Source organism: Rhizobium sp. P43 (assembly GCF_056730705.1).
This window is the reverse complement of sequence record NZ_CM161539.1, coordinates 2,905,327-2,929,808: the sequence shown is the minus strand read 5'-3', so window position 1 is coordinate 2,929,808 and position 24,482 is coordinate 2,905,327. Positions and strand designations below refer to the sequence as shown.

General features: G+C 59.1%; 26 protein-coding genes. 25 read left to right on the top strand and 1 reads right to left on the bottom strand.

The window, feature by feature from the left end:
* From fliK to folD, 18 genes are all read left to right on the top strand, one after another.
* Positions 1 to 1,443 carry a flagellar hook-length control protein FliK gene (fliK, locus tag AC1PUL_RS14660; RefSeq protein ID WP_480464884.1) on the top strand — a complete coding sequence of 481 codons (1,443 nt, stop codon included), beginning with the start codon at positions 1 to 3 and terminating at the stop codon, positions 1,441 to 1,443.
* Positions 1,367 to 1,948, top strand: coding sequence for a transglycosylase SLT domain-containing protein (locus tag AC1PUL_RS14655; protein ID WP_480464883.1), 582 nt, complete (start codon positions 1,367 to 1,369; stop codon positions 1,946 to 1,948). Before fliK ends, AC1PUL_RS14655 begins: the two co-directional genes overlap by 77 nt.
* Before the next feature lie 280 nt (positions 1,949 to 2,228).
* Positions 2,229 to 2,900: a transcriptional activator Rem gene (gene rem / locus AC1PUL_RS14650; RefSeq protein ID WP_480464882.1), complete on the top strand. Its 672-nt coding sequence runs from the start codon at positions 2,229 to 2,231 to the stop codon at positions 2,898 to 2,900.
* 143 nt (positions 2,901 to 3,043) lie between these two features.
* Positions 3,044 to 4,276: a flagellar hook protein FlgE gene (locus AC1PUL_RS14645; RefSeq protein WP_480464881.1), complete on the top strand. Its 1,233-nt coding sequence runs from the start codon at positions 3,044 to 3,046 to the stop codon at positions 4,274 to 4,276.
* 21 nt (positions 4,277 to 4,297) lie between these two features.
* Positions 4,298 to 5,752, top strand: a complete 1,455-nt coding sequence (gene flgK, locus AC1PUL_RS14640; RefSeq protein WP_480464880.1) for a flagellar hook-associated protein FlgK — start codon at positions 4,298 to 4,300, stop codon at positions 5,750 to 5,752.
* A 6-nt stretch (positions 5,753 to 5,758) separates the two neighbouring features.
* Positions 5,759 to 6,820, top strand: a complete 1,062-nt coding sequence (locus AC1PUL_RS14635) for a flagellar hook-associated family protein (protein WP_480464879.1) — start codon at positions 5,759 to 5,761, stop codon at positions 6,818 to 6,820.
* 36 nt (positions 6,821 to 6,856) lie between these two features.
* On the top strand, positions 6,857 to 7,204 hold the full coding sequence (gene flaF / locus AC1PUL_RS14630; protein WP_480464878.1) for a flagellar biosynthesis regulator FlaF: 348 nt from the start codon (positions 6,857 to 6,859) through the stop codon (positions 7,202 to 7,204).
* Positions 7,201 to 7,650 (top strand): flagellar biosynthesis repressor FlbT, encoded by a 450-nt coding sequence (flbT, locus tag AC1PUL_RS14625; RefSeq protein WP_006726382.1) that lies wholly within the window; start codon positions 7,201 to 7,203, stop codon positions 7,648 to 7,650. The genes flaF and flbT overlap by 4 nt, the downstream gene beginning before the upstream one ends.
* Entirely contained in the window at positions 7,641 to 8,117 is a 477-nt protein-coding gene (gene flgD / locus AC1PUL_RS14620) for a flagellar hook assembly protein FlgD (RefSeq protein WP_480464877.1), read from the top strand. Before flbT ends, flgD begins: the two co-directional genes overlap by 10 nt.
* A 58-nt stretch (positions 8,118 to 8,175) precedes the next feature.
* On the top strand, positions 8,176 to 8,442 hold the full coding sequence (locus tag AC1PUL_RS14615) for a flagellar biosynthetic protein FliQ (RefSeq protein WP_480464876.1): 267 nt from the start codon (positions 8,176 to 8,178) through the stop codon (positions 8,440 to 8,442).
* Positions 8,443 to 8,550: 108 nt separating this feature from the next.
* Positions 8,551 to 10,638: a flagellar biosynthesis protein FlhA gene (gene flhA / locus AC1PUL_RS14610; protein ID WP_480464874.1), complete on the top strand. Its 2,088-nt coding sequence runs from the start codon at positions 8,551 to 8,553 to the stop codon at positions 10,636 to 10,638.
* Positions 10,635 to 11,384, top strand: coding sequence for a flagellar biosynthetic protein FliR (fliR, locus tag AC1PUL_RS14605; protein WP_480464873.1), 750 nt, complete (start codon positions 10,635 to 10,637; stop codon positions 11,382 to 11,384). The genes flhA and fliR overlap by 4 nt, the downstream gene beginning before the upstream one ends.
* Before the next feature lie 67 nt (positions 11,385 to 11,451).
* Positions 11,452 to 11,805 carry a hypothetical protein gene (locus AC1PUL_RS14600; RefSeq protein ID WP_480468589.1) on the top strand — a complete coding sequence of 118 codons (354 nt, stop codon included), beginning with the start codon at positions 11,452 to 11,454 and terminating at the stop codon, positions 11,803 to 11,805.
* Between the two features lie 33 nt (positions 11,806 to 11,838).
* Positions 11,839 to 12,399, top strand: a complete 561-nt coding sequence (locus AC1PUL_RS14595; RefSeq protein WP_480464872.1) for a rod-binding protein — start codon at positions 11,839 to 11,841, stop codon at positions 12,397 to 12,399.
* A gap of 29 nt (positions 12,400 to 12,428) precedes the next feature.
* A complete protein-coding gene (locus tag AC1PUL_RS14590) occupies positions 12,429 to 12,794 on the top strand; it encodes a hypothetical protein (RefSeq protein ID WP_298466333.1) in 366 nt (121 codons plus the stop codon).
* Positions 12,794 to 13,333, top strand: a complete 540-nt coding sequence (locus AC1PUL_RS14585; protein ID WP_480464871.1) for a flagellar basal body-associated FliL family protein — start codon at positions 12,794 to 12,796, stop codon at positions 13,331 to 13,333. The genes AC1PUL_RS14590 and AC1PUL_RS14585 overlap by 1 nt, the downstream gene beginning before the upstream one ends.
* 232 nt (positions 13,334 to 13,565) lie before the next feature.
* A complete protein-coding gene (locus AC1PUL_RS14580) occupies positions 13,566 to 14,279 on the top strand; it encodes a WecB/TagA/CpsF family glycosyltransferase (RefSeq protein WP_480464870.1) in 714 nt (237 codons plus the stop codon).
* A gap of 123 nt (positions 14,280 to 14,402) precedes the next feature.
* Positions 14,403 to 15,302, top strand: a complete 900-nt coding sequence (folD, locus tag AC1PUL_RS14575) for a bifunctional methylenetetrahydrofolate dehydrogenase/methenyltetrahydrofolate cyclohydrolase FolD (RefSeq protein WP_480468588.1) — start codon at positions 14,403 to 14,405, stop codon at positions 15,300 to 15,302.
* Between the two features lie 24 nt (positions 15,303 to 15,326).
* Here folD and AC1PUL_RS14570 read toward each other — a convergent pair whose 3' ends face one another.
* A complete protein-coding gene (locus tag AC1PUL_RS14570) occupies positions 15,327 to 16,352 on the bottom strand; it encodes a LacI family DNA-binding transcriptional regulator (protein ID WP_480464869.1) in 1,026 nt (341 codons plus the stop codon).
* A gap of 279 nt (positions 16,353 to 16,631) precedes the next feature.
* Here AC1PUL_RS14570 and AC1PUL_RS14565 point away from each other — a divergent pair, with 279 nt between their 5' ends.
* The 7 genes from AC1PUL_RS14565 to AC1PUL_RS14535 all read left to right on the top strand — a co-directional run bounded on the left by AC1PUL_RS14565 (position 16,632) and on the right by AC1PUL_RS14535 (position 24,453).
* Complete coding sequence (locus AC1PUL_RS14565; RefSeq protein ID WP_298466323.1) at positions 16,632 to 17,990, top strand: ABC transporter substrate-binding protein; 1,359 nt, start codon at positions 16,632 to 16,634, stop codon at positions 17,988 to 17,990.
* A 120-nt stretch (positions 17,991 to 18,110) separates the two neighbouring features.
* The gene (locus AC1PUL_RS14560; protein ID WP_480464868.1) at positions 18,111 to 19,121 is read left to right on the top strand and encodes a carbohydrate ABC transporter permease; all 1,011 of its coding nucleotides are present in this window, start codon (positions 18,111 to 18,113) and stop codon (positions 19,119 to 19,121) included.
* Position 19,122: 1 nt separating this feature from the next.
* Positions 19,123 to 20,265, top strand: coding sequence for a carbohydrate ABC transporter permease (locus AC1PUL_RS14555; protein ID WP_480464867.1), 1,143 nt, complete (start codon positions 19,123 to 19,125; stop codon positions 20,263 to 20,265).
* Positions 20,266 to 20,305: 40 nt separating this feature from the next.
* Positions 20,306 to 21,961, top strand: coding sequence for a beta-galactosidase BglA (gene bglA / locus AC1PUL_RS14550; RefSeq protein ID WP_480464866.1), 1,656 nt, complete (start codon positions 20,306 to 20,308; stop codon positions 21,959 to 21,961).
* A 14-nt stretch (positions 21,962 to 21,975) separates the two neighbouring features.
* Positions 21,976 to 23,064, top strand: a complete 1,089-nt coding sequence (locus AC1PUL_RS14545; protein ID WP_480464865.1) for an ABC transporter ATP-binding protein — start codon at positions 21,976 to 21,978, stop codon at positions 23,062 to 23,064.
* A 154-nt stretch (positions 23,065 to 23,218) separates the two neighbouring features.
* Positions 23,219 to 23,626 (top strand): hypothetical protein, encoded by a 408-nt coding sequence (locus tag AC1PUL_RS14540; protein ID WP_113459857.1) that lies wholly within the window; start codon positions 23,219 to 23,221, stop codon positions 23,624 to 23,626.
* Between the two features lie 122 nt (positions 23,627 to 23,748).
* On the top strand, positions 23,749 to 24,453 hold the full coding sequence (locus AC1PUL_RS14535; protein ID WP_480464864.1) for an SDR family oxidoreductase: 705 nt from the start codon (positions 23,749 to 23,751) through the stop codon (positions 24,451 to 24,453).
* Positions 24,454 to 24,482: the final 29 nt, after the last annotated feature.

The window sequence follows — 24,482 nt, the reverse complement described above, 5'->3', positions numbered from 1 at the left end:
ATGATGGATGCACTTTCAGCCCCCAGATTGCCTGTATCGGAAGGCCCGGCGTCACCGCCGTCAGCCAGTCGTGCCGACAAGGCAGACGACACAGGCAGCTTCTCGAAGGTGCTTTCGAAGTCGGGTGAGCGGGAGTCCGGTGCGCCCAATCAAGAGCGCGCAAGCGACGACAGCCAGACCCCGGATACCGAAATCAAGGATGCGTCTGCAAAACCGCCTCTGCGTACTGGCGAGCGATCGCTGCAAGTCCTTGATGATACTTTGCTCGCCGAACTCGACGCTCTCCCTGATAACCTCTCGACCGAAGACCTTATGAAGGCTTTGGCGAAGGCCCAGGTTAAGGGCAAGGGCGAAACACCGGCCGCCAAGGAGCCGGAGGTAGAGATCGAAGGGTTGGACCCGGAGACCAAGGCCCAGTTGGCCAAGGCGATGATGGCCTTCAGAGACCGGAAGGAACCGGCTGAGGCAAGCGCAACCCCGACCGATCAGATCGCGGCAGAGGTGGCAACCGCTGAAGGGTCGCCCGCGACAGACGGCCCCCTCGCGGGTCTCGCTGACGTGCTTCAACTGCTGACCAGCGCTCAGGCCGATGTGAACGAAAAGACCGGAGAGGTCGCCAAGGGCGAAAAGACCGGCAAGGATGAGCAGAAGGTGATCGTCGGGCTTCCGATGGTCGCCCAGAACGAAGATCCGGGCGATGCTCCGCTTTCCGATGAACAGCAGTCTGACGGGGATCGCGATTTCCGCTTCATCAGGGCAGACGGCAAGGGTCAGCCGCTGCTTCTCCGGAACGAGACAACCGCAGGTCCTGAGCAGACCGAGCCGAAAGTCGTCGAAACTGTCACCGTGGTTGATAGCCGTCGCTATATTGCGCCCGTTTCAACGACAAATGCCGCCTCAATTACCGCTGCCATGTTGGGTGACGGTGAGTGGGTGTCGGCCATGTCGGCTGGTTCGGAGCTTGCCAATGCCGCAGCCCAATCCAGCCAGGGGAAGGTGGTCCATACCCTGAAGCTGCAGATGACGCCGATCGAACTCGGCAGTGTCACGGCAACGCTCAGACTGAATGGTGAGGAGCTCAGTGTTCAGCTGGCTGTCGACAATCCGGCTGCCTATCGCCAACTCCAGAACGACCAGAGCGACATGTTGAAGGCGCTTCGGGCGCAAGGGCTTGTGGTCGATCAGGTGCAGGTCATCATGCAGATGTCGCCGGCAGATCGTGGTACTGATTCCGGACAGAACGGCAATCAGAACCAGCAATCCAGCCAACAGACCGGACAGCAGACATTCCAGTCCGGGAACCAGTCCGGCAACGAACGGCAGTCGCAACGCAGCGATACCTCTGGCAATATGGTGAGGACGACGGATGAGCGTGTGGTTCAAGCGGCGGACGTCCCTGTTTCCGGCAATCGCAACGCTCGCCCTGATCAGCTTTACGTCTGAGGTGCAGGCCAGTCTGGGCGCCTGTGAGGGTGCGATCAGTGCGGCCGCAGCCAAATATGGGGTCCCCGAAGGCATCCTTTATTCGGTTGGTCTCACTGAGACCGGTCGCAAGGGAAGCCTGGCGCCCTATGCGATGAACGTGGAGGGCAAGGCCTTCTATTTCGACAATCTTGACGAGGCGCTGGAAGCCTTTCAGCGGGCGCGGGAAGGCGGCGCAGTCCTCATTGATGTCGGCTGTATGCAGATCAACCAGCACTTCCACGGCGAACATTTTACCTCCGTCGAGGCGATGTTCGATCCCCGGCGCAACGTCGAATACGCCGCACGCTTCCTGAGCGATCTGCATGGTCGCCATGAAACATGGACCATGGCTGTTGCCAGATACCATGCAGGCCCCAACAACGACCCGGCGCAGAAGCGCTATGTGTGCCGCGTCATCTCCAATCTGGTGGCCACGGGCTATGGAAACTGGACGCCTAATGCGCGACAATTTTGCGGTGAATAACAGCCAAAGGTTGTTTGACAGTCACGATTGTGCCGATTTGCGAATTGTGGCGAGACTGCGATATGGCAAGCCCAGATGGGACCTTGTGCGAAACTTGCGTTAACTTTTCCACCAGAAAATTGTGCCTCGTTAATCGAAAAGCCACTAGATCTAGTTCAAATCGGCACCAAAAGGTTAATCAATCGTTAATAACTATGGTTAAGTTCTCCTAGTTGTTCATGAATCCCTCGATTCGTACGCATTGTGCATCGAAACACCACACTGATTCGGAGGCGGACGAATGATCGTAGTGGTTGATGAGCGCGAGCTCGTTAAGGACGGATACACATCTCTCTTTGGTCGAGAGGGAATTCCCTCGACGGGGTTTGACCCGAGAGAGTTCGGGGAATGGGTCAACACAGCGGCCGATTCCGACATTGCGGCAGTCGAGGCATTTCTCCTCGGCCAGGGTGAATCGACCCTGGAATTGCCACGGGCAATTCGTGACAGGACCCAAGCCCCGGTGATCGCGGTCAGCGATCAACCATCCCTGGAAGCAACACTAGCACTTTTCGATTGCGGCGTCGATGACGTGGTTCGCAAGCCTGTGCATCCTCGTGAGATCCTGGCACGCGCTGCGGCGATCCGCCGGCGTCTGCGGGCCATTACCAACTTCACCGAGATTGGCCCGATCAAGGTCTTCTCCGACGGCCGCGACCCTGAGATCGCCGGTGACGTCTTCCCCTTGCCGCGCCGCGAGCGCCGCATCCTCGAATACTTGGTCGCCAACCGCGGCCGGCGCGTCTCGAAGACCCAGATCTTCAACGCGATCTACGGCATCTTCGACGAGGAAGTCGAAGAAAACGTCGTCGAAAGCCACATCTCGAAGCTTCGCAAAAAGCTTCGCAAGAAGCTCGGTTTCGACCCGGTCGATTCCAAACGCTTCCTCGGCTACTGCATCGACTGGAGCTGATTTGAATTCCCACGGCCGCCGTTGTGCGGCCGTCGTTTTTTCCTCGTCCTGAGATGAAAAAACACCAAGGCCAGCAAGCCAGACAGCTTCACGCAAGGCCCACCTCATACTCTCCGAATTGACTACCAAACGAGGATTTTGACATGAGCCTTTACGGAACCATGCGAACGGGTGTCTCCGGCATGAATGCGCAGTCGAACCGGCTGAGCACCGTCGCGGACAACATCGCCAATTCCACCACCGTCGGCTACAAGAAGGCCTCGGTGCAGTTTTCATCCATGATTTTGCCGACAACGAACGGCGCCTACAATTCAGGCGGCGTCGAGACCGACATCCGTTACTCGATTTCCACCCAGGGTACCTTCAGCTACACAACCTCTGAGACCGACCTCGCGATCAACGGCGATGGCTTCTTCATCGTCAAGGGCGATGACGGAACCCCCTATCTGACCCGCGCAGGCTCGTTCGTCCTCCAGGACGACGGAACGCTCAAGAACACGGCTGGCTACACGCTGCAGGGTTATGAATATGACTCGACCGCTGATCCAACCATCGTCGTGAACGGCTTCGACGGCTTGGAACCGGTCGACCTGTCGGGATCCGGCATTTCCGCCGTTCGCTCGATGACCGGCACACTGAATGTGAACTTGCCGAACGCAGCCCAAGTCGGTGTTGCAGCTGATATCAAGACCACTTCCTTGAAGGTCTATGATAGTCAGGGAACGAGCCGTCTCATCACGTTCACCTACGAAAAGACGGCCGACAACTTCTGGACGGTTTCGGCGGAAGAAGCTGATGGTGGCACCCAGGTTGTTGCACCCACGGTGCTGGAATTCGATGTCGACGGTAATCTGATCGACCCTGATCCGCCGGAAATCATCATCGATCCCTATCAGGTAGGTGGGGCAGAGGTCGGTGACTTTACCGGCGGCGTCGGCATCACGCTCAATATCGGCAACACCACGCAGTTGGCATCGGACTTCTCGGTCGAAGAAGGTGAGGTTGACGGTAACGCGGCCTCGAAGGTCAAGGGTTACGAAATCGACGACAAGGGCATCGTCTCCATCGCCTACGAAAATGGCGATCTGGTGCCGAAGTTCCGTGTGGCACTTGCCAGCGTCCAGAGCCCGGACAACCTCAACCCCGTGGCCGGCAACATGTACACCCAGTCGAACGATTCCGGTGTCGTCATTCTCGGCTATGCCGGCTCCAGCGGCTTCGGCACGATCCTGTCCGGCGCTCTCGAAGACTCCAACGTGGATGTCGCCGAAGAGCTCACCGCGATGATCGAATCCCAGCGCAACTACACTGCAAACTCCAAGGTGTTTCAGACCGGCTCCGAACTGATGGAAGTCCTGGTCAACCTGAAGAGATAATCGAAAGAGTAGGTTAGTCCTATGTCGCTTGCATCGTCACTCAACACGGCAAACTCGATATTCCGGAATACGTCGCAGCAGACGTCCGTAATCTCGACGAATATCGCCAACACCGGCAACGAGAACTACGTTCGCCGTGACGCGGTGGTCGTGCAGACGGTTTACGGTGCATCGACGGTGCAGAACGAGCGGTCGCAGCAGATGGCTCTGCTGCGACAGATGGCATCTTCGACGGCGCAGCAAAGCGCCCAATCGACGCTGCTGGAAGGATTGACCACGCTTTCGAACGCACTTGGCGGCAATGACAAGGAATTGTCACCCTCTGCCTATCTCGCGAACCTGCAGAGCAGCCTGCAGGCTTTCGCTGCCGCGCCGGGTGAATATGCGCTTGCCTCGACGGTCGTGACCGATGCGATCGACGTCGTCAATTCGCTGAACAACACTACAAAGACGACCCAGGAACTGCGTGCGGATACCGATGCTCAGATCTTCGAGCAGGTCCAGTCGCTGAATAAGCTGCTCGCCGAATTCAAGACGGTCAATGACACAATCGTTCGGCAGACTGCGACCGGCGGCAGTGCCGATGATTATCTCGACCGTCGTGATACGCTGCTGAAAGAAATCTCCAAGATCGTCGGTGTGTCGGTCAACATGCGCGACAACAGCGACATGGTGCTCTACACCTATGATGGCACCACGCTGTTCGAAACGGATCCTCGCGAAGTCAGCTTCGTGCGCACCTACACCTATGACTCGACGGTCAGCGGCAATCCCATTTACATCGATGGAACGCCCGTGCGGGCAGGCGTCGGCGGTAACACCGACGGCCAGGGTTCGCTTGCCTCGCTGGTGCAGATCCGTGATGTCATTGCACCAACCTTCCAGACACAGCTCGATGAAATCGCTCGCGGCCTGATCGAAGCCTTCCAGGAGCTTGACACCGGTGGCGGCGGCGAACTGCCGGGCTTGTTCACATGGCCGACCGGCACGATCCCGACCACCGCAACAGTCGAACCAGGACTTGCCGCGCTGATCCGCGTCAACCCGGCGGTTCGTTCGGATGCTGGCGGTGACCCGATGCTCATCCGCGACGGCGGCATCAATGGTGCGGCCTATGTGCAGAACACCGACAGTTCGTCCGGCTTTACCGACCTGATCAACAGCTATGTCGATGAACTCGCAGCCAATCGCAGCTTCTCCGCTGACGCGGATCTGAAGACGGATGCCAGCGTTCTGGCATTTGCGAGCAACTCGATCGGCTGGCTTGAGGAATTGCGCTCGAACGCGACGACGGCCAACGAAAACAAGCAGGCGCTCTTTGAGCGGACCTTCCAGACTTACTCTTCCAAGACGGCGGTCAGCCTCGACGAAGAACTCTCGCTGCTGCTCGATGTAGAGCAGTCCTACAAGGCTGCAGCCAAGCTCGTCTCAACGGTCGATGAGATGCTGAGGGCCGTTCTCGAGATGGCGGGGTAAAACCTGATGTCGACGTCAAGCGTTTCTAATCTTTCGACCCAGACATCGATGCGACTGACGATCCGTCAGGCGCAGAATGAGCTCCTGAAGTCGCAGCAGGAAGTCAGCACTGGCTTTTATGCGGATGTTGGCGCCGAGCTCGGCAGCAAGACATCGACGGTCGTCGATCTCAATCGGGAAAGCTTGCGGCTGAACTCGATGATCAGCAACAATTCGATTGCGACACAGCGTCTGTCGGCCTCTCAGGAGGCCCTCAATCAGATCGCCAAAGCAGCCGAGGATATGAACAACGCGCTGATCACGATCTCCGGCTCGTCGAATAGCGACACGATCAATACGACCGTCATGACGGTCGCCAACTCGCTCTCGACCATGACCAGCATGGCCAACCAGACGGCCAATGGTGAGTTTCTCTTCGCCGGCATCAATACGGATGTAAAGCCGCTCACGGAATACACCGACACGTCGCCAGCCAAGCTTGCATTTGATGCCGCCTTCACCGGCTATTTCGGCTTTCCACCGACCGATACGACGAACACCGCGACGATTGCCGCGACCGGCGTGCCCAGCATGGATGACTTCATCACCACGGTGCTGGAGCCCATGTACACCGGCGCAGACTGGACCACCACCTGGTCCAGCGCCACTGATCGGGCAATGACCAGCCGGATCAGCCAGTCCGAAACCGTGCAGACATCCGCTTCCGCCAACGAAAACGGCTTCCGCTACTTCGCTCTCGCATCCATCGTCACCAAGGAACTGATGACGATCGGTGCGCCTGCCAATGCCGTGACGGCCGCGATCAACAAGGCCATCGACTACACCGGTCGCGCCATCTCTGGCGTGAACGCAGTCCGGTCGGAACTCGGTCTTTCCCAGAACCGCGTTGAGAAGGCGGATGCCTCGCTCAAGGTTCAGGTGGATATAATCGAAACGAGTCTGTCGGCGAAGATTGAAGTAGATGCGTACGAAGCCTCCACTCGCGTTAACTCTCTGCTTTCCATGGTGGAAGCATCCTACACGCTAACTGCGAAGATCCAGGCGTTGACACTTGTAAACTACCTTTGATGAGCAAAGGGTGAAATGAACCTGAAGGGCAGCTGAATGTACCAGTTCTCATATGCCGAAATCATGGAGGATGGCGTTGCTGACGCCAAGGATCGCGAACGTCAGGCCCTTGACCGTTGCATCCAGCTTCTGAGCGCGGCCCGGGACAAGCAGGGATATTCCCGAGAGGCGATCGAGGCGCTGTTCTATACCCGCCGGGTGTGGATCCGTCTCATTGAGGATCTACAAAATCCCGAAAACCAGTTGGGCGACGAAGTCCGCGCCAATCTGATCTCCATCGCCATCTGGATCTTGAAAGAGTGTGAGCGGATTCGAAAACGGGAATCCGAAAACTTCCAGGGCATTATTGACGTGACAACCATCATCAGGGATGGACTTAAATGAAGAGCACTTTGCGCATTTCGCTCAAGTCGGGTGAACGTATTTTTATCAATGGAGCGGTTCTGCGCGTCGACCGCAAGGTTGCCCTCGAGTTCCTGAACGATGTCACCTTTCTGCTTGAGAACCATGTTCTGCAGCCGGAACAGGCGACCACCCCCCTGCGTCAGCTCTATTTCATCGCGCAGATGATGCTGATCAACCCGGAAGGCAAGGATCAGTCGCTTGCGATGTTCCGCAAGTCGGTCATCATGCTTCTGTCGTGCTTCGAGAACGAGGAAATCCTCGCCGAGCTGAAGCGCATCGACGGCATGGTTTCGTCGGGCCGCGCCTTCGATGCTCTCAAGGCCATTCGTCAGCTGTACCCGATCGAGGACCGCATCCTGAACAATCAGGAGATGGCGCCGGCGACGATCGAGCAGATCCGCAAGGAGATCGCACCATGGCGGTAGACGCAACTGCGGCAACGACGTCAGCGACCAATGCTGCGGCCGCCGCAAACGCCGCTTCCTCATCTTCGGCAAGCAGCACCGCGAGCAAAGCCGCCGCGAAGGCATCGCTGGATTACGATAGCTTCCTGAAGCTTCTCATCGCCCAGATGAAGAACCAGGATCCGACCAATCCGATGGATGCGACCGAGCAGATCTCTCAGCTCGCGACCTTCTCGCAGGTTGAACAGACGATCCAGACCAACTCGAACCTGGAAACACTGATCACCGGCAATGCCCTGACCAATGCGTCATCCTACATCGGCAAGACGATCACCAGCGCCGATGAAAAGACCACGGGCATCGTGGCTTCCGTTCGCGTCTACAGCGATACTATGGTCGCAACGACCACGGACGGCAAGGAAGTCCCGATCACCGTTGGTGTTCGCGTTGGTACAAAGCCAACAACCGGGACGACGACCGGCTCCTGACGTGATACGCCTTTCGGAGTGGAAGGCATGATTCGCCGCTCCGAAAGGATACCGTCTCATGAATGAGGCCGATGCTCTCGATATTCTCCAAGCCGCGATCTGGACAATCATCATTGCCTCCGGCCCCGCCGTTGCAGCCGGCATGATCATCGGTGTCGTCATCGCCTTGATCCAGGCGCTGACCCAGGTCCAGGAAATGACACTGACTTTCGTGCCGAAGATCCTCGCGATCATGATCACAATCGGCATTTCCGCCCCATTTGTCGGCGCACAGATCAACCTCTTCACCAATCTCGTCTTTTCGCGAATAGAGTCCGGCTTCTAGCGACCGTCGTACTGCCATCCTCGCGCAAGCTTCACCGTCTATTTCTCATGGGCAGACTGCCGGAAGCATGGTTTTCCGGATGACTTCTCATGAAGAGATGGAACGGACATGGCGCAACCACCTGCAATCGTAATTCCGAAGGTAGCCCCAAGCGGACGCGACATTGGATTTGCGTTCGGGATCGTAATGATCCTGTGCATCCTGTTTCTGCCGATTCCGCCTTTCCTGATCGATATCGGTCTCGCCTTTTCGATTGCGCTCTCCGTCTTGATTCTGATGGTTGCGCTCTGGATCCAGCGGCCACTCGATTTCTCGTCCTTCCCGACGATCCTGCTGATCTCGACGATGATCCGTCTGGCGCTGAATATTGCCACGACGCGCGTCATTCTCTCCCATGGTCACGAAGGCCATAATGCCGCTGGTGGTGTTATCGCGGGTTTCTCAAACCTTGTGATGGGCGGCGACTTCGTCATCGGTCTGATCGTCTTCTTGATCCTGATCACCGTCAACTTCATCGTCATCACCAAGGGTGCCACCCGTATCGCGGAAGTCGGCGCCCGCTTCACCCTCGATGCGATCCCCGGCAAGCAGATGTCGATCGATGCGGACCTCTCGGCAGGCATCATCGACGAAAAGGAAGCACAGCACAGGCGCCGTGAACTCGAGCAGGAAAGCTCGTTCTTCGGTGCCATGGACGGTGCCTCCAAGTTCGTCCGCGGTGACGCGATCGCCGGTCTGATCATCACCGCGATCAACATCTTCGGCGGCATCATCATCGGTTATTTCCGCCACGACATGGAACTCGGCGAAGCCGCCGACGTCTTCGTCAAGCTCTCGGTCGGTGACGGTATCGTCTCTCAGGTTCCGGCCCTGATCGTTTCGCTGGCCGCCGGCCTCCTCGTCTCGCGCGGCGGCACCCCGGGCTCGACGGACAAGGCCGTAGTCGATCAGCTGAGCGGCTATCCTCGCGCGCTGTTCGTATCGGCCGGTTTGATGGGCGCGCTGGCACTCGTGCCCGGTTTGCCCTTCATCCCCTTCGTCGCTCTTGGTGGCCTCATGGCCTTCGGCGCCTGGTTCATCCCCCGCCAGCTCGAAGCTGAAAACCAGCTGAAGCGCGAGCAGGAAGAAAAGAAGGTCATTCAGAGCAAGGAAGCCGAGAAGGATTCGGTCAAGTCTGTCCTGAAGACGTCGGAAATCGAACTCGCTCTCGGCAAGCTCGTCTCCACCCGTCTTCTCGGGGCGCACCAGGAGCTAGCCTTCCGCGTCGGCAAGATGCGCAAGAAGTTTGCCAGCCAGTACGGCTTCGTGGTTCCGGAAATTAAGGTGACCGACGACATCGCCATTCCGGAAAAGGCCTACCAGATCCGTATTCACGGCACGACGGTTGCCTCCAACAACCTGCGCGTCGGAGAGGTCCTCGTCGTCACCGGTTCCGGCCGCAAGCCGAACGTGCCCGGCGACGATATCCGCGAACCCGCTTTCGGCATGCCGGCGGTCTCGGTTCTCGAAACCTTCACCGAAGAACTGAAGCGCGAAGGCTTCCACCCGATCGACAACGTCTCGGTCGTCCTGACCCATGTCTCGGAAGTCATTCGCAACAATCTGCCGCAACTCCTGTCCTACAAGGACGTCAAGGTGCTGATCGATCGCCTCGACCCTGAGTACAAGAAGCTCGCGGACGAAATCTGCTCCTCGCACATGTCCTATTCCGGTCTGCAGGCCGTCCTGAAGCTTCTGCTTGCCGAACGCGTCTCGATCCGAAACCTGCATCTCATTCTGGAAGCAGTCGCCGAACTCGCGCCGCATGTCCGCAAGACCGAGCAGATCGTCGAACACGTCCGGGTGCGCATGGCCCAGCAGCTCTGCGGCGACCTTACCGACAATGGTGTCCTTCGTGTCCTGCGCCTCGGTTCCAAGTGGGACCTCGTCTTCCACCAGGCGCTCAAGCGCGACGCCAAGGGCGAAATCGTCGAATTCGACATCGACCCGCGCAGCCTGGAAGAGTTTTCCGAACAGGCGAGCCAGGTTATCCGTGAATTCATGGACCGCGGACTGCCCTTCGTTCTTGTCACATCGCCGGAAACGCGGTCCTATGTGCGCATGATCATCGAACGACTCTTTGCCACCCTGCCGGTTCTCTCCCATGTGGAACTGGCCAAGGGCATCGAGATCAAGATTTTGGGCTCCATCTCATGATTGCTGACCCGCAGGGGACTGTGCTGGTGCTGTTTGCGATCTTCTGTCGCATCGGCGCCTGCATCATGACCCTGCCGGGCTTCTCCTCGGCCCGCATCTCCATGACGGTGCGGTTCTTCCTTGCCTTTGCCATCTCGATGGCCATGACGCCTGTCCTGTTCGATACGATCTATCCGCGTGTTCAGGGGGGAGGGGCATCTCTGATCGGTGTCATCGTCGGTGAACTGCTGATCGGCATGATGTATGGCCTGGTGCCCCGGTTCTTCGTGCTCGGCCTCCAGTTTGCTGGTTCGGCAATCTCCATGGCCATCGGTCTGAACACGCCCGGAGCCTCGGATATTCTCGAAGACACGCCTGAGAACCAGATGACGAACCTGATCTCCTTCGGTGGTCTGCTGGTCCTGTTCATGATGGATTTCCATCATGTCGTCTTCAGAGCCTTGGTCGATTCCTATGCTGTTATGCCGTTGGGCGGCATGCCGGACAGCCAGAAAATGCTGATCACCCTGACGGATACCCTGTCGCAGACGTTTCTGCTGATGCTGCGTCTTGCAAGCCCGTTCCTGATCTTCGGATTGATGTTCAACGTTGCCGTCGGTCTGGTGAACAAGCTCGCGCCACAGGTTCCCGTGTTCTACATCTCGACGCCATATCTGCTGCTCGGTGGCTTGCTGCTGATGTATTTCACCATCGCTGCTATGGTCATGCAGTTCGCTCAGTATTTTCCGATGATCTTCAATTTCTGATGAGGGCACCTTGGGACCGCAGAAGAAATCCGACAAGCTGAAACGCCTGGTCGCCGTGCAGCGCCATATGGAGCGCATGGCCGAAAGCGACCTGGGCATCACTGCCCAGCGCATCGAAGAAAATGCCCGATCCATGGAAACAGTGATGGATGCCATCGGATCGCTCGATCCGCTGCATCGGCTGTTCGCTCAGAACTATGCCGACCGTTTCGACAGGCTCTCCAATACCGACAAACAGCTGCACGGTCTCCAGCAGGTCCAGGAGATGAAGCTGATGCGTGAGCGCGCCAAGGGCGACCGTCTGGAAGAGAACATGAAGGACGCACGCGATCACGAGGAGCGTGAGCGCGATGATGACGCCATTTATGACCTGATCGACATCAAGTTTGCCACACCAGCCTCCAGCAAGCTTCACGAGTGATAGTCGCCTCGAACCGAAATCGAGGATGTCACCGTGGCCATTTCTCCTCCGAGCGATCTGGTACTGGACGTGATCCGCGCCGCTGATCCGGCGCAAGTCGCGGCAGCGCAGGAACAGCTGAAGACCAACCGCGCCAACTTCATGGCGACGAGCCTCGCCGAAAAGGGCGCCGGTTTCAGCGCCACCGTCGATATTCTCAATCGGACGGCCAATGCCGCGCGGATTGAGGCGACTGCGGAGAGGGCAGAAGAGGTCGGCAAGCCGCCGAAAGTCTACCGCGATTTCGAAGCCGTCTATCTGACCAACTTCGTCCAGAGCATGCTGCCGGACGAAAGCGAGGAAGTCTACGGTAAGGGCAATGCCGGCGAGATGTGGAAGAGCATGATGGCCGAGCAACTTGGCACGACCATCGCTGAGTCCGGTGGCGTGGGCATCGCGCAACAAATGTATGACGAAGCGCTGAAGCGCGTACGGAACGAAGAAAGCGTGAGTGCTGCCACAGACGAGACTGATCGCGGCCTCGCCATGAGCTGGGTAACTGATCTTGAGCGCCGCACGCTGGGTGCGAGCGCTGATACCGACAGCCAGAACTGATTCATTTTCTAACGGCAGGGCAGAATTTCATGGAAGTTGTTTCGAGCGAATATCGTGTGAAAACGGTGCTGAGCCGTCTCGAGCGGATCATCGACAATGAGAACGAGCGGATTGGCAAGGATCCGGAATTCGATTTCAAGGTCTCCAACGCGCACAAGAGCCGTTGCCTCTACGAATTGACGATGCTCTTTCGCGACACGGATCCGCGCGAATTCGCCGTCAACTATGTCGAGCAGCTTCACGTTCTCAAGGAAAAGCTCGCGCTCAACGCCCGCCGTGTCGAAGCGCATCTCGCCGCCGTTCGCGCCGTTGCCGACCTTCTGAAGAACGCAGTCCGTGACGCCGATGGTGACGGAACCTATTCCCAGGAACAGTTCCAGTTCAGCGAGTTCTGATGGGCAAGATACTCGGAATCGGCCTTTGGGTCTGCATTGTCACGCTGGGGACCGTTTACGGTTCGATCTACCTTGCGACAGCCCCTGCCGGTCCGAGCGAGGAAGAAAACCAGCAGGCCGCACTTGAGCTGATCCGTGGCGAACCGATCACCATTCCAGTGATCGGCGGCGGTGACGTGACCGGCTATTTCCTCACCCGAATATCGTTCATGATGGACAAGGAAAAGGTGAAGGGGCAGACACTGCCCACAACCGAACTGATGACCGATCAGCTGTTCACGCTACTGGTCGGCAACAAGATGGTCGACATTGCCAATGTCTCCGCCTTTGACGTCAACGGTTTTCGCGAGAAGATCAAGACAGAGATGAATGCTAGACTGGGTGAAGGCATGGTTGCCCAGGTCCTGATCGAGCAGCTCGACTACGTTTCCAAGGAGGCGGCGCGAAAGGCCGCCGACGGCGGCTCGGAGCCGCTCGAGATGACGACCGTGGTCGAAGGCGAACAGGTCGAAGAGAAGCCAGCCTCGTCCGGCCATTGATGCGGCCATCACTGATATTCTAAACAAAGCCCTGCTAAAAAAGCTCGAATTGTCAGGCTGGGCTTAACCGCAACTTTAGCTGTGACTGATAGGTTCCCCGACATCGATCCTCGGGACCTGCCCCATGCCAGCATCGCATTCTTCAGCATTCAGCGTCCCCGAGCACGTTGGGAACGAGGTAGTCCGAAGCACAGTTCCTGTGCTGACAATCCTCGATATGCCGGTGCATGACATGGGTTGGAAGCCCGCCCTCCACCTGCTGGAGGAGAAACTTGTTTCGAAGCAGGGCCTCACGCATATCGCATTTCTCAATGCCAACAATGCCAATGTCATGATGCGCGATCCCGACTATCGTGAAGTCCTGACAAGGTGCCTGGTCCTGCCAGACGGTATAGGTGTCGATATTGCCGCAAAATTCCTGCATGGCGGCCGGTTCACGGCCAATCTGAACGGCACGGACTTTGTGCCCGCCGCCTTAAACTTCATCACCCAGCCCCTGCGCATAGGCCTGCTCGGAGCCTCTTCGGACGTGCTTCGCGATGCTGCGGCCAACTTTCGTAAGCACACGCCCTGGCACGAGTTCGTCGAAATTTCCGATGGGTATTTCGACCGGGCTGATCCCAGCTTTATACTCAAGCGCATAGAGGCCGCACGTATCGATCTTCTCCTGGTCGCGATGGGAACGCCGCTGCAGGAAAAATGGGTGGACAAGCACCTGACGGCGGATCATGCCCGCGTGGTGATCAGTGTCGGTGCTCTGCTCGATTTCGTCTCCGGTCGTATCCGGCGCGCGCCATACTGGGTGCGTCAACTGCGGTTGGAATGGCTGTTCCGTTTGTGGTTGGAACCGTCCCGTCTCTGGCGGCGCTACGTTCTCGGGATTCCCGTCTTCCTGACCCATGTGCTTTGCCACCGGCTGCGTCACCCGACCACGCCCGCCGTTTGAGGCCGGGCAGCAAAATCCTGCCTTGCAATATGCCGCAATTTGACAGCATAGGACGGCGACAGGCAAATGGCGCCTTCGTGTTGGCGCTAGCTTGTTGCGAGTTGAAGACGGGGATTGAGCACAGTGACCACGGTAATCGATGGAAAGGCAGCCGCCGCTTCGGTGATCGAAGCGGTAACCTCAGCAGCAACGACGCTGGAAAGCTCCGGCCATCGCAAGCCAGGTCTCGCGGTCGTCATCGTTGGCAATGACCCGGCAAGCCACGCCTATGTCGGCGCAAAAAGCCGTATGGCCAAGCAGTGCGGTTTCAAGTCGATCCAGCACACGCTGCCCGAACAGACATCGCAGGAAGAGCTTATGGCCCTGGTCGCGTCGCTGAATGCCGACCCTGATGTCGACGGCATTCTCGTCCAGCTCCCGCTTCCCAAACATCTCGACAGCGAGCCGGTCATCCAGTCTATCCTTCCGGAAAAGGACGTGGACGGTCTGCACATCGTCAATGCCGGCAAGCTGGCGACCGGTGATCTGAAGACCGGTCTTCTCTCCTGCACGCCGGCCGGTGCCATGATCCTGGTCCGCCAGATCCACGGCAACGACCTCTCGGGCCTCAACGCGCTGGTCATCGGCCGTTCCAATCTCTTCGGCAAGCCCATGGCGCAGCTCCTGCTCAACGCCAATGCCACCGTCACCATCGGCCATTCGCGCAGCCGGGACCTGCCGGAGCTTGCCCGTCAGGCGGATATCCTCGTTGCCGCCGTCGGTCGTGCGGAAATGGTGAAGGCTGACTGGCTGAAGCCGGGTGCCACCGTCATCGATGTCGGCATCAACCGTGTGGCAGCACCCGAAAAGGGCGAGGGCAAGTTCAAGCTGGTGGGCGATGTCGCCTTCGCCGAGTGCAAGCCGGTTGCCAGGGCCATTTCCCCGGTTCCGGGCGGCGTCGGTCCGATGACGATCGCCATGCTGATGGCCAATACGGTGATCGCCGCCCATCGCCGGGCGGGTATGGCAGCTCCACGCTTCTGATTGGCTGAATAACGGGTAGCCGGGTCAGGCGGGCGCCGGCCCGGTAGACGCCCTGACCACGAGCTCCACCTTCCACAATTCCTGCTCCGGCGGCGCCGGTTCCGTCTGGTTGATCATCGCGATCAACCGGTCACCGATCCGTTTTCCGGCCGCCCGCAGTGACGAGCGCGTCGTCGTGAGCGGCGTGGAGAAGTTCTCTGGCTTCAGAAGCGGCAGCTCATCGTCATGGGCAATCAGCGAGACATCGACACCGAGCTTCAGGCCGAGTTCGTTCATGGCTCTGACGGCACCGAGTGCAAGCACCGTACTGGCGCAGAGCACGGCGGTCGGCCGGTCGGGTCCGGAGAGGATCTCCTTCATGCCGCGATAGCCTTGCTCGTCGCCCATAAAGCTGTGCCGCGTGTGGCGCGGGTCCAGCAGCAAGCCCTTTTCTGCCAACGCCCTTTCGGTTCCGAGCCGACGGCGATGGGCAAAGTCGAGATCCGCCTGGCCATTCAGGAGCGCGATGCGCTTGTGGCCAAGCTGCAGCAGGAAGCGTGTCGCATCGAAGAAGGCGCCCTCGTTGTCCACGTCGAGAAACGGATAGTCGAGATCGAGCCCGAAAGATCGGCCATGCACGATGAAGGGCAGCGACAGCGACTTGGCCATCGCAATGCGCGGATCCTTCTCGCGGACATATGCAAGGTAATAGCCGTCGACACTGCCACTTGCGACGAGCCAGCGGATAGCCTGTTCCTCGTCCTCGGCCTTGGACGGCATGATGACGAAATGGAAGTCGTGGACAATCGATGCCTCGGCGAGCCCGCTCTGGAATTCGGCAAAGTGCATGTCCGAGCTGTGATCGGGGGAAATCGGCATGATCAGGCCGATCGAGCCGGCCTTGCCGGTCGCAAGCCTCTGGGCGGCGCGGTTCGGACGATAGCCGGTTTCCTTCGCGGCCTTCATGACCCGCTGCCGGGTTTCCTCGTTGACCTCCGGATATCCGTTGAGCGCCCGGCTGATCGTCGTCTGCGACAGACCGAGCATCTGAGACAATTCTTTCAGGTTCACTGCGGACTTCCTCTCCTCACCTGGCTGAAGGCCTCCCCCGCCAACGGCCAAAGCGCTTCGAATATGACGCAGAGCCGAGCCTTGCGGCAAGTGGAATCTGACTATCGAAGATGCATTTGCACGAGATCTGGCGGCGCTTTGCGATGAATTGCAGCAACACCATGAAAAGGCCTTGACTCGGGATGGAGCCCAATGTGATGAAATAGGGGCCAAAGCGCTTTGAGGAAAACGCGCTGACCTGGGACGATTGGCCGTCCGATGTGATGGGAGGTAAATCACATGAAGAAAATGTTTTTGATGACCGTGGCCGCTGCCGCGCTCGTGGCCGGCTCGGTCGGCGCGCAGGAATTGAAGTTCGCTCCGGGTGCGGATGCCAAGTTCAGCTGGTCGACATTTGAGGAGTTCAAGAAGGCTCACGGCGACCTCAAGGGTCAGACCCTGAAGATCTTCGGCCCCTGGCGCGGTGACGACCAGGTTCTGGTCGAATCCATGCTCGCCTACTTCGAAAACGCGACCGGCGTCGACGTCAGCTACTCGTCCTCGGAAAACTACGAACAGCAGATCGTCATCGACACCCAGGCGGGCAGTCCGCCGGATATCGCGGTTCTGCCGCAGCCTGGTCTGCTCGCCGACCTCGCTTCCAAGGGCTTCCTCGTTCCGCTCGGCACTGAATCGGCCGACTGGATGAAGGCCAACTACGCCGCTGGCGACAGCTGGGTCAGCCTCGGCACCTACAAGGACAAGGCTGGCGCTGAACAGTTCTTCGCCTTCCCCTACAAGGCCGACCTGAAGTCGCTCGTCTGGTATTCGCCGGAAAACTTCGAGGACGCAGGCTACGAAGTGCCGAAGACCATGGAAGAGCTGAAGGCTCTGACCGAGAAGATTGTTGCCGACGGTGGTACGCCGTGGTGCATCGGTCTCGGCTCTGGTGGTGCAACCGGCTGGCCGGCCACCGACTGGGTCGAAGACATGATGCTGCGCACGCAGTCGCCTGACGTCTACGACAAGTGGGTCGCCAACGAGATCAAGTTCAACGATCCCGCCGTTGTCGGCGCAATCGAAGAATTCGGCTGGTTTGCCCGCAACGACAAGTTCGTCGATGGCGGCTCCAAGGCCGTGGCCTCGACCGACTTCCGCGACAGCCCGAAGGGCCTGTTCTCCTCGCCGCCGAAGTGCTTCATGCACCGCCAGGCATCGTTCATCCCGTCCTTCTTCCCGGAAGGCACTGAACTTGGCGTGGATGCAGACTTCTTCTACTTCCCGGCCTATGCCGAGAAGAACCTCGGCACCCCGGTTCTCGGCGCCGGCACCCTTGTCTCGATCACCAAGGATACGCCTGCCGCTCGCGCCTTCATCGAGTGGCTGAAGACCCCGATCGCGCATGAAGTCTGGATGGCACAGTCGGGCTTCCTGACGCCGTTCAAGTCCGCAAAGCCGGAAACCTATGCCAACGACGCGCTGCGCAAGCAGGGCGAGATCCTGACGAACGCGACCACCTTCCGCTTCGACGGTTCCGACCTGATGCCGGGCAAGATCGGCGCTGGCGCATTCTGGACGGGTATGGTTGACTATTCGGGTGGCAAGGCTGCAGCCGACGTCGCAGCCGATATCCAGAAGGCTTGGGACGGCTTGAAGTAAGCACTCCCGAAACGCATGCCGGGCCGCATTCGACAGGATGCGGCCCGGACGTCGATGAAGAAGAAAAATGCATCCGGCGCTTGTTTGTGATCCGGAGCAATCGACAGGGAGGGGACGTCTTTGGAACAGTTACTCTTTGCCTTGCTGACGATCATCGTCGGCGTTGCGGCAGCGATCGGATACTTTTTCGGCTCGAATTATCTGCTGGACCTGATTTTTCCGTCCCGCATCGCCGATACGGGGAAAGCATCGAGAAACCTGAGACGTGCGGCCCTGATCCGCCCCTGGCTTTTTCTCGGGCCTGCTCTGGTATCGCTGACAATCTACCTGATCTACCCCTTGTTTTCCTCGGTCCTCTATTCCGTGATGGACCGCAGCGGCGAAAACTACGTCGGCCTCGCGAATTATCGCTGGATGGTCAATGACGCGGAATTCCGCCAGTCGATCTTCAACAACATGCTCTGGCTGATCGTGGTGCCTGCGGCCTCCACCTTCTTCGGCCTGATCATTGCAGCGCTCACCGACCGCATCTGGTGGGGCAACATTGCCAAGTCGCTGATCTTCATGCCGATGGCGATCTCTTTCGTCGGCGCATCGGTCATCTGGAAGTTCGTCTACGACTACCGCGACGCCGGCTCCGAGCAGATCGGTATCCTCAATGCGATCGTCGTCTATTTCGGCGGCGATCCGCAGATCTGGATTGCGCTGCCTTTCTGGAACAACTTCTTCCTGATGGTGATCCTCATCTGGATCCAGACCGGTTTCGCCATGGTCCTGCTGTCGGCGGCCCTGCGCGGCATTCCGGAAGAGACCATCGAGGCTGCCGTTATCGATGGCGCCAATCCGTGGCAGATCTTCATCAAGATCAAGGTGCCGCAGATCTGGAACACCATTGCGGTGGTCTGGACCACCATCACCATCCTCGTCCTCAAGGTCTTCGACATCGTTCTGGCGATGACCAACGGCCAGTGGCAGAGCCAGGTTCTCGCGAACCTGATGTTCGACTGGATGTTCCGCGGCGGCGGTGACTTTGGCCGTGGTGCGGCGATTGCCGTCGTCATCATGGTTATGGTCATCCCGATCATGATCTGGAACATCCGCAATGCCCGCCGGGAAATGGAAGGACGCTGACATGACGCGCAAGCTTTCTCCGCTGACGATCGTCGTCAACCTCACCGTCCTCGTTCTGGTCGCCGCCTGGACGCTGCCGACCGCAGGCCTCCTGATCTCGTCCCTGCGTGACAAGGATCAGATCGTCGCTTCCGGCTGGTGGACGGCACTGTCGTCCTCCACACGCAACGAGATTTACCGTGCCCCCGGACCTGAAACGCAGGTCCAGGAAAACGGCGTCTACGTCATCAAGGGCAATGTCTTTGAAGGTGGACCTGGTGCCGTCTCGGCCTTCGGTGCGACCAGCCAGCAGCCCTCGGCTTTCGAGGCGGGCGCGACCGCAGATATCCGTGACGGCCAGAAACTGACCGTCCAGGAAAACGGCGACTTCCGCCTGGAATCGCCGACAGCCTTCGAGGGATCGCGCGGCCAGCGTATCTTCTTCACCGCGGAGACGCCGCCGCGCTTCACGCTTGAGAACTACCAGACGGTTCTGACGGCCGAAGGGATCGGCCAGTCCTTCATCAACTCGCTGACGGTTGCGATCCCGTCGACGATCATCCCGATCCTGGTCGCAGCCTTCGCGGCCTATGCGCTCGCCTGGATGAAGTTCCCGGGTCGCTCGATCCTGATCGCAGTGATCGTCGGCCTGCTCGTCGTGCCGCTGCAGATGTCGCTGATCCCGCTTCTGAAGATGTACAACGACGTCGGCGCCTTCTTCGGTGTCCCGGCCAAGGGCTATGTCGGCATCTGGCTCGCCCATATGGGCTTCGGCCTGCCACTCGCCATCTATCTGCTGCGCAACTACATCGCCGGTCTGCCACGCGAGATCATGGAATCGGCCCGCGTCGATGGCGCCTCCGATTTCGAGATCTTCATCAAGATCGTTTTGCCGCTGTCCTATCCGGCGCTTGCCTCCTTCGCGATCTTCCAGTTCCTCTGGACCTGGAACGACCTGCTCGTGGCTATGGTCTTCCTCGGTACCGGAAATGACGAACTGGTCCTGACCGGTCGCCTGGTCAACCTGCTGGGTTCGCGCGGCGGCAACTGGGAAATCCTGACGGCATCTGCCTTCATCACCATCATCGTTCCGCTCCTCGTCTTCTTCGGTCTCCAGCGCTACCTCGTCCGGGGTCTGCTGGCGGGCTCGGTGAAGGGTGGTTGAGCGGGGCTTTTCGACACACTGACATGCATGAGGATCAAGAATGAGTTCCACGACGCAATCGACGCTGGTCGCCGACAAGGATTGGTGGCGCGGCGCGGTGATCTACCAGATCTACCCACGCTCCTATCAGGATTCGAACGGCGACGGCATCGGTGACCTCAAGGGCATCACCGCCCGCCTGGCGCATATAGCCGAACTCGGCGCCGATGCTATCTGGATCTCGCCCTTCTTCACTTCGCCGATGAAGGATTTCGGCTACGACGTCTCGAACTATGTCGACGTCGATCCGATGTTCGGTTCGCTTGCTGATTTCGACGGTCTGATCGCCGAAGCCCACCGCCTCGGTATCCGCGTCATGATCGATCTCGTCATGTCGCATTCGTCGGACCAGCATCCCTGGTTTGTCGAAAGCCGTTCGAGCCGCGTCAACCCCAAGGCCGACTGGTATGTCTGGGCGGACTCCAAGCCGGATGGCACGCCGCCGAACAACTGGCTGTCGATCTTCGGTGGTTCCGCCTGGCAGTGGGACCCGACCCGCATGCAGTATTACATGCACAACTTCCTGACCTCGCAGCCGGACATGAACCTGCACAATCCCGAGGTTCAGGATGCGCTACTAGCCGCCACGCGCTTCTGGCTCGACCGCGGCGTCGATGGCTTCCGCCTCGACACCATCAACTTCTATTTCCACGACAAGGAACTCAGGGACAATCCGCCGCTCGCCCCCGAGCGCCGCAATGCGTCGACGGCACCCGCCGTCAACCCGTACAATTTCCAGGAACACATCTACGACAAGAACCGCCCGGAAAACATCGCCTTCCTGAAACGCTTCCGCGCGCTGCTCGAAGAGTATCCGGCAATTGCCGCCGTCGGTGAAGTTGGCGACAGCCAGCGTGGTCTGGAGATCGTCGGCGAGTACACCTCCGGCAACGACAAGATGCAGATGTGCTACGCCTTCGAATTCCTGGCGCCGGAACCGCTGACACCGGCCGTCGTCCGCAACACGCAGAACGCCTTCGCAAATGCGGCTCCCGAAGGCTGGGCCTGCTGGGCCTTCTCCAACCACGACGTCGTGCGCCACGTGTCCCGTTGGGGCGCCAATGTTCTGGATCGCGACGCCTATGCCAAGATCAGCTCGGCCCTGCTGCTCACCCAGCGCGGTTCTGTCTGCATCTATCAGGGCGAAGAACTGGGTCTAACCGAGGCCGACATCGCCTTTGAAGATCTGCAGGATCCTTATGGCATCCAGTTCTGGCCGGAATTCAAGGGCCGCGACGGCTGCCGCACGCCGATGGTCTGGGACGATCACGCGGTTCAGGCCGGCTTCTCCACAGCCCAGAAGACCTGGCTGCCGATCCCGGTCGAGCATGTGCTGCGCGCCGTCAACACCCAGGTCGGCAAGCCGGAAACGGTCCTGGAGCACTATCGACGCTTCCTCGCCTTCCGTCGTCAGTATCCGGCCTTCGCCAAGGGTGACATCGCGTTCCACGATGCCGGCGAGGATCAGCTGATCTATACCCGCGCCTTCGGCAACGAGAAGCTGCTTTGCGTGTTCAACATGAGCGCAGAAGCCACCGCGATCGCCCTGCCGGCGGGAGAATGGATCGCGCTTGAGGGCCATGGTTTCGACAGTGGAGTCAACGATAACAAGGTAGAATTGCCGGCTTGGGGCGCCTATTTCGCGCGTCACGCCTGACAGGGGAGGAAAGCATGACGGGTCTGGTTCTCAAGGACATCCGCAAGGCATACGGGCAGGTCAAGGTTCTGCACGGCATCGATCTGGAGATCAAGGAAGGCGAGTTCGTGGTCTTCGTCGGCCCGTCAGGCTGCGGCAAGTCCACGCTTCTGCGCATGATCGCCGGTCTTGAGGACATCACCAGCGGTGAGATGTATATCGACGGCCAGCTCGTCAACGAGGTACCGCCTTCCAAGCGCGGCATCGCCATGGTCTTCCAGTCCTATGCGCTCTACCCGCATATGACGGTCTACGACAACATGGCCTTCGGCATGCGCATCGCCGGAGAGACCAAGGAAGAGATCGACCGCCGTGTCCGCTCGGCCGCCAACATCCTGCAGCTCGGCCCCTATCTCGACCGCCTGCCAAAGGCGCTGTCGGGTGGTCAGCGCCAGCGTGTGGCGATCGGCCGTGCCATCTGCCGCAACCCCAAGGTCTTCCTCTTCGACGAGCCGCTGTCGAACCTTGATGCGGCGCTGCGTGTTGCGACCCGCATCGAGATCGCCAAGCTCAACGAGCAAATGGCCGACACGACGATGATCTACGTCACCCACGACCAGGTCGAGGCGATGACGCTGGCGGACCGCATTGTCGTTCTCTCGGCCGGTCGCATCGAGCAGGTGGGCCCGCCGCTTGAGCTCTACGAGCGTCCAGCCAACCTCTTCGTCGCGCGCTTCATCGGCTCCCCCGCCATGAATGTCATGCCGGTGACAATCATTGGCACGGGAGATACCACGCGCATCAAGCTGAAGGACGGCTCGGAGGTCAGCGTCGATGTGACGACCGCAGCCTCCGAACAGGGCAAGACCGCAAGCTTCGGCGTGCGTCCTGAAGACCTGGCGATCGCCACCGGCGACGAGTCTCTCTTCGAGGGCGAAGTCGAAATCGTCGAGGCGCTGGGCGAGGTCACGCTGCTTTATGTCAACGGTCCGGTCGAGGAAGAGCCTGTTGTCGTCAAGCTGCCGGGTATCGTGGATGTGAAGAAGGGCCAGAAACTGCGCTTCTCCGCCGACAAGACCAAGCTCCACCTGTTCGACGCGGCAGGCCAGACCTACCGCCGTTGATGCGCTTTTTAACGATCGGCTTAAGGCCCTGTTATCCCTGCTGATAACAGGGCTTTCTGCTGGGCAGGAATGGCCCCTTTCCCAACACCGACTGTTAAGTTGTCACTGCTAGCTTTTTGTCCATAACAACAGACAAAAGACGAGGGCAGCAACGATGAGAACGGCAAGTGGCGGATCTCATTTCCTGAAGAAGGAGGAATCCTTCATGTATGACCGGGAAAACCGGTATCGCATGGAGGATACGATGAATGCCGGGCGCCTGGAATACACAGAAAACGGAATGACCCACATGGCTGCGCGGCGCTGCGATGTGCTCCGCATCTCGTTGAGCGGCGCGGTGATCGGCCTGATCACCCAGGTCAATCTCCCCAAGCAATTCTATCTCGACATCCCGGACGCACGCATTAACAAGGTGGGCGCGGTGTTGATGAAGACCTTCGCAAACAACACGGCCGAAATCCGCTTCCTTCGCCTGCTGACGCAGAAGGAGCTGGATCGCATCTTCGTCTTCTCCACCCATCCGGCCCACAAGGACCGCGTGCTCGACGTCCGCAGCTGGTAACGGTTGACAACCCTTTTTCGGAAGGTCGGTGTGGCGCAAGCTGCACCGGCCTTCAGCATTTCTGACTGGACTTCGCCATCAGGACCTTCGATCTTCCCCGCACATTCAAGGGAGAATATCGAATGACCACTCAGAAGGTAGCCATCATCACGGCAGGGGGAAGCGGCATGGGGGCAGCGGCAGCGCGGCGGCTTACCGCCGATGGTTTCAAGGTTGCCATCCTCTCCTCCTCCGGCAAGGGCGAGGCGCTGGCCGCTGAACTTGGCGGCTTCGGTGTGACGGGCTCCAATCAGTCTCCGGAGGACATCGCGCGTCTCGTTGACGGCACCATGGAGCGCTATGGCCGCATCGACGTTCTGGTCAACAGCGCCGGCCACGGGCCCCGTGCGCCGATCCTGGAGATCACCGATGAGCAGTGGGTGAAGGGCATGGATGTCTACCTGCTCAATGTCATCCGCCCGACGCGCCTCGTGACACCGATCATGCAGGCCCAGAAATCCGGCGTCATCATCAACATCTCCACCGCCTGGGCCTTCGAGCCGTCCTCGATGTTCCCGACATCGGCCGTCTTCCGCGCCGGGTTGGCATCCTTCACCAAGATCTTCGCCGATAACTATGCAGCGGAAAACATTCGGATGAACAACGTCCTCCCCGGTTGGATCGACAGCCTGCCGTCGACCGAGGAGCGGCGGGATGGCGTGCCGATGAAGCGCTACGGCACGAGCTTGGAAATCGCCGCCACGATCGCCTTCCTCGCCTCGGATGGAGCAGCCTACATCACCGGCCAGAACCTGAAGGTCGACGGCGGGTTAACCCGTCACGTCTGAAACTATTTCACGCCGGGCGTTCGGAATGT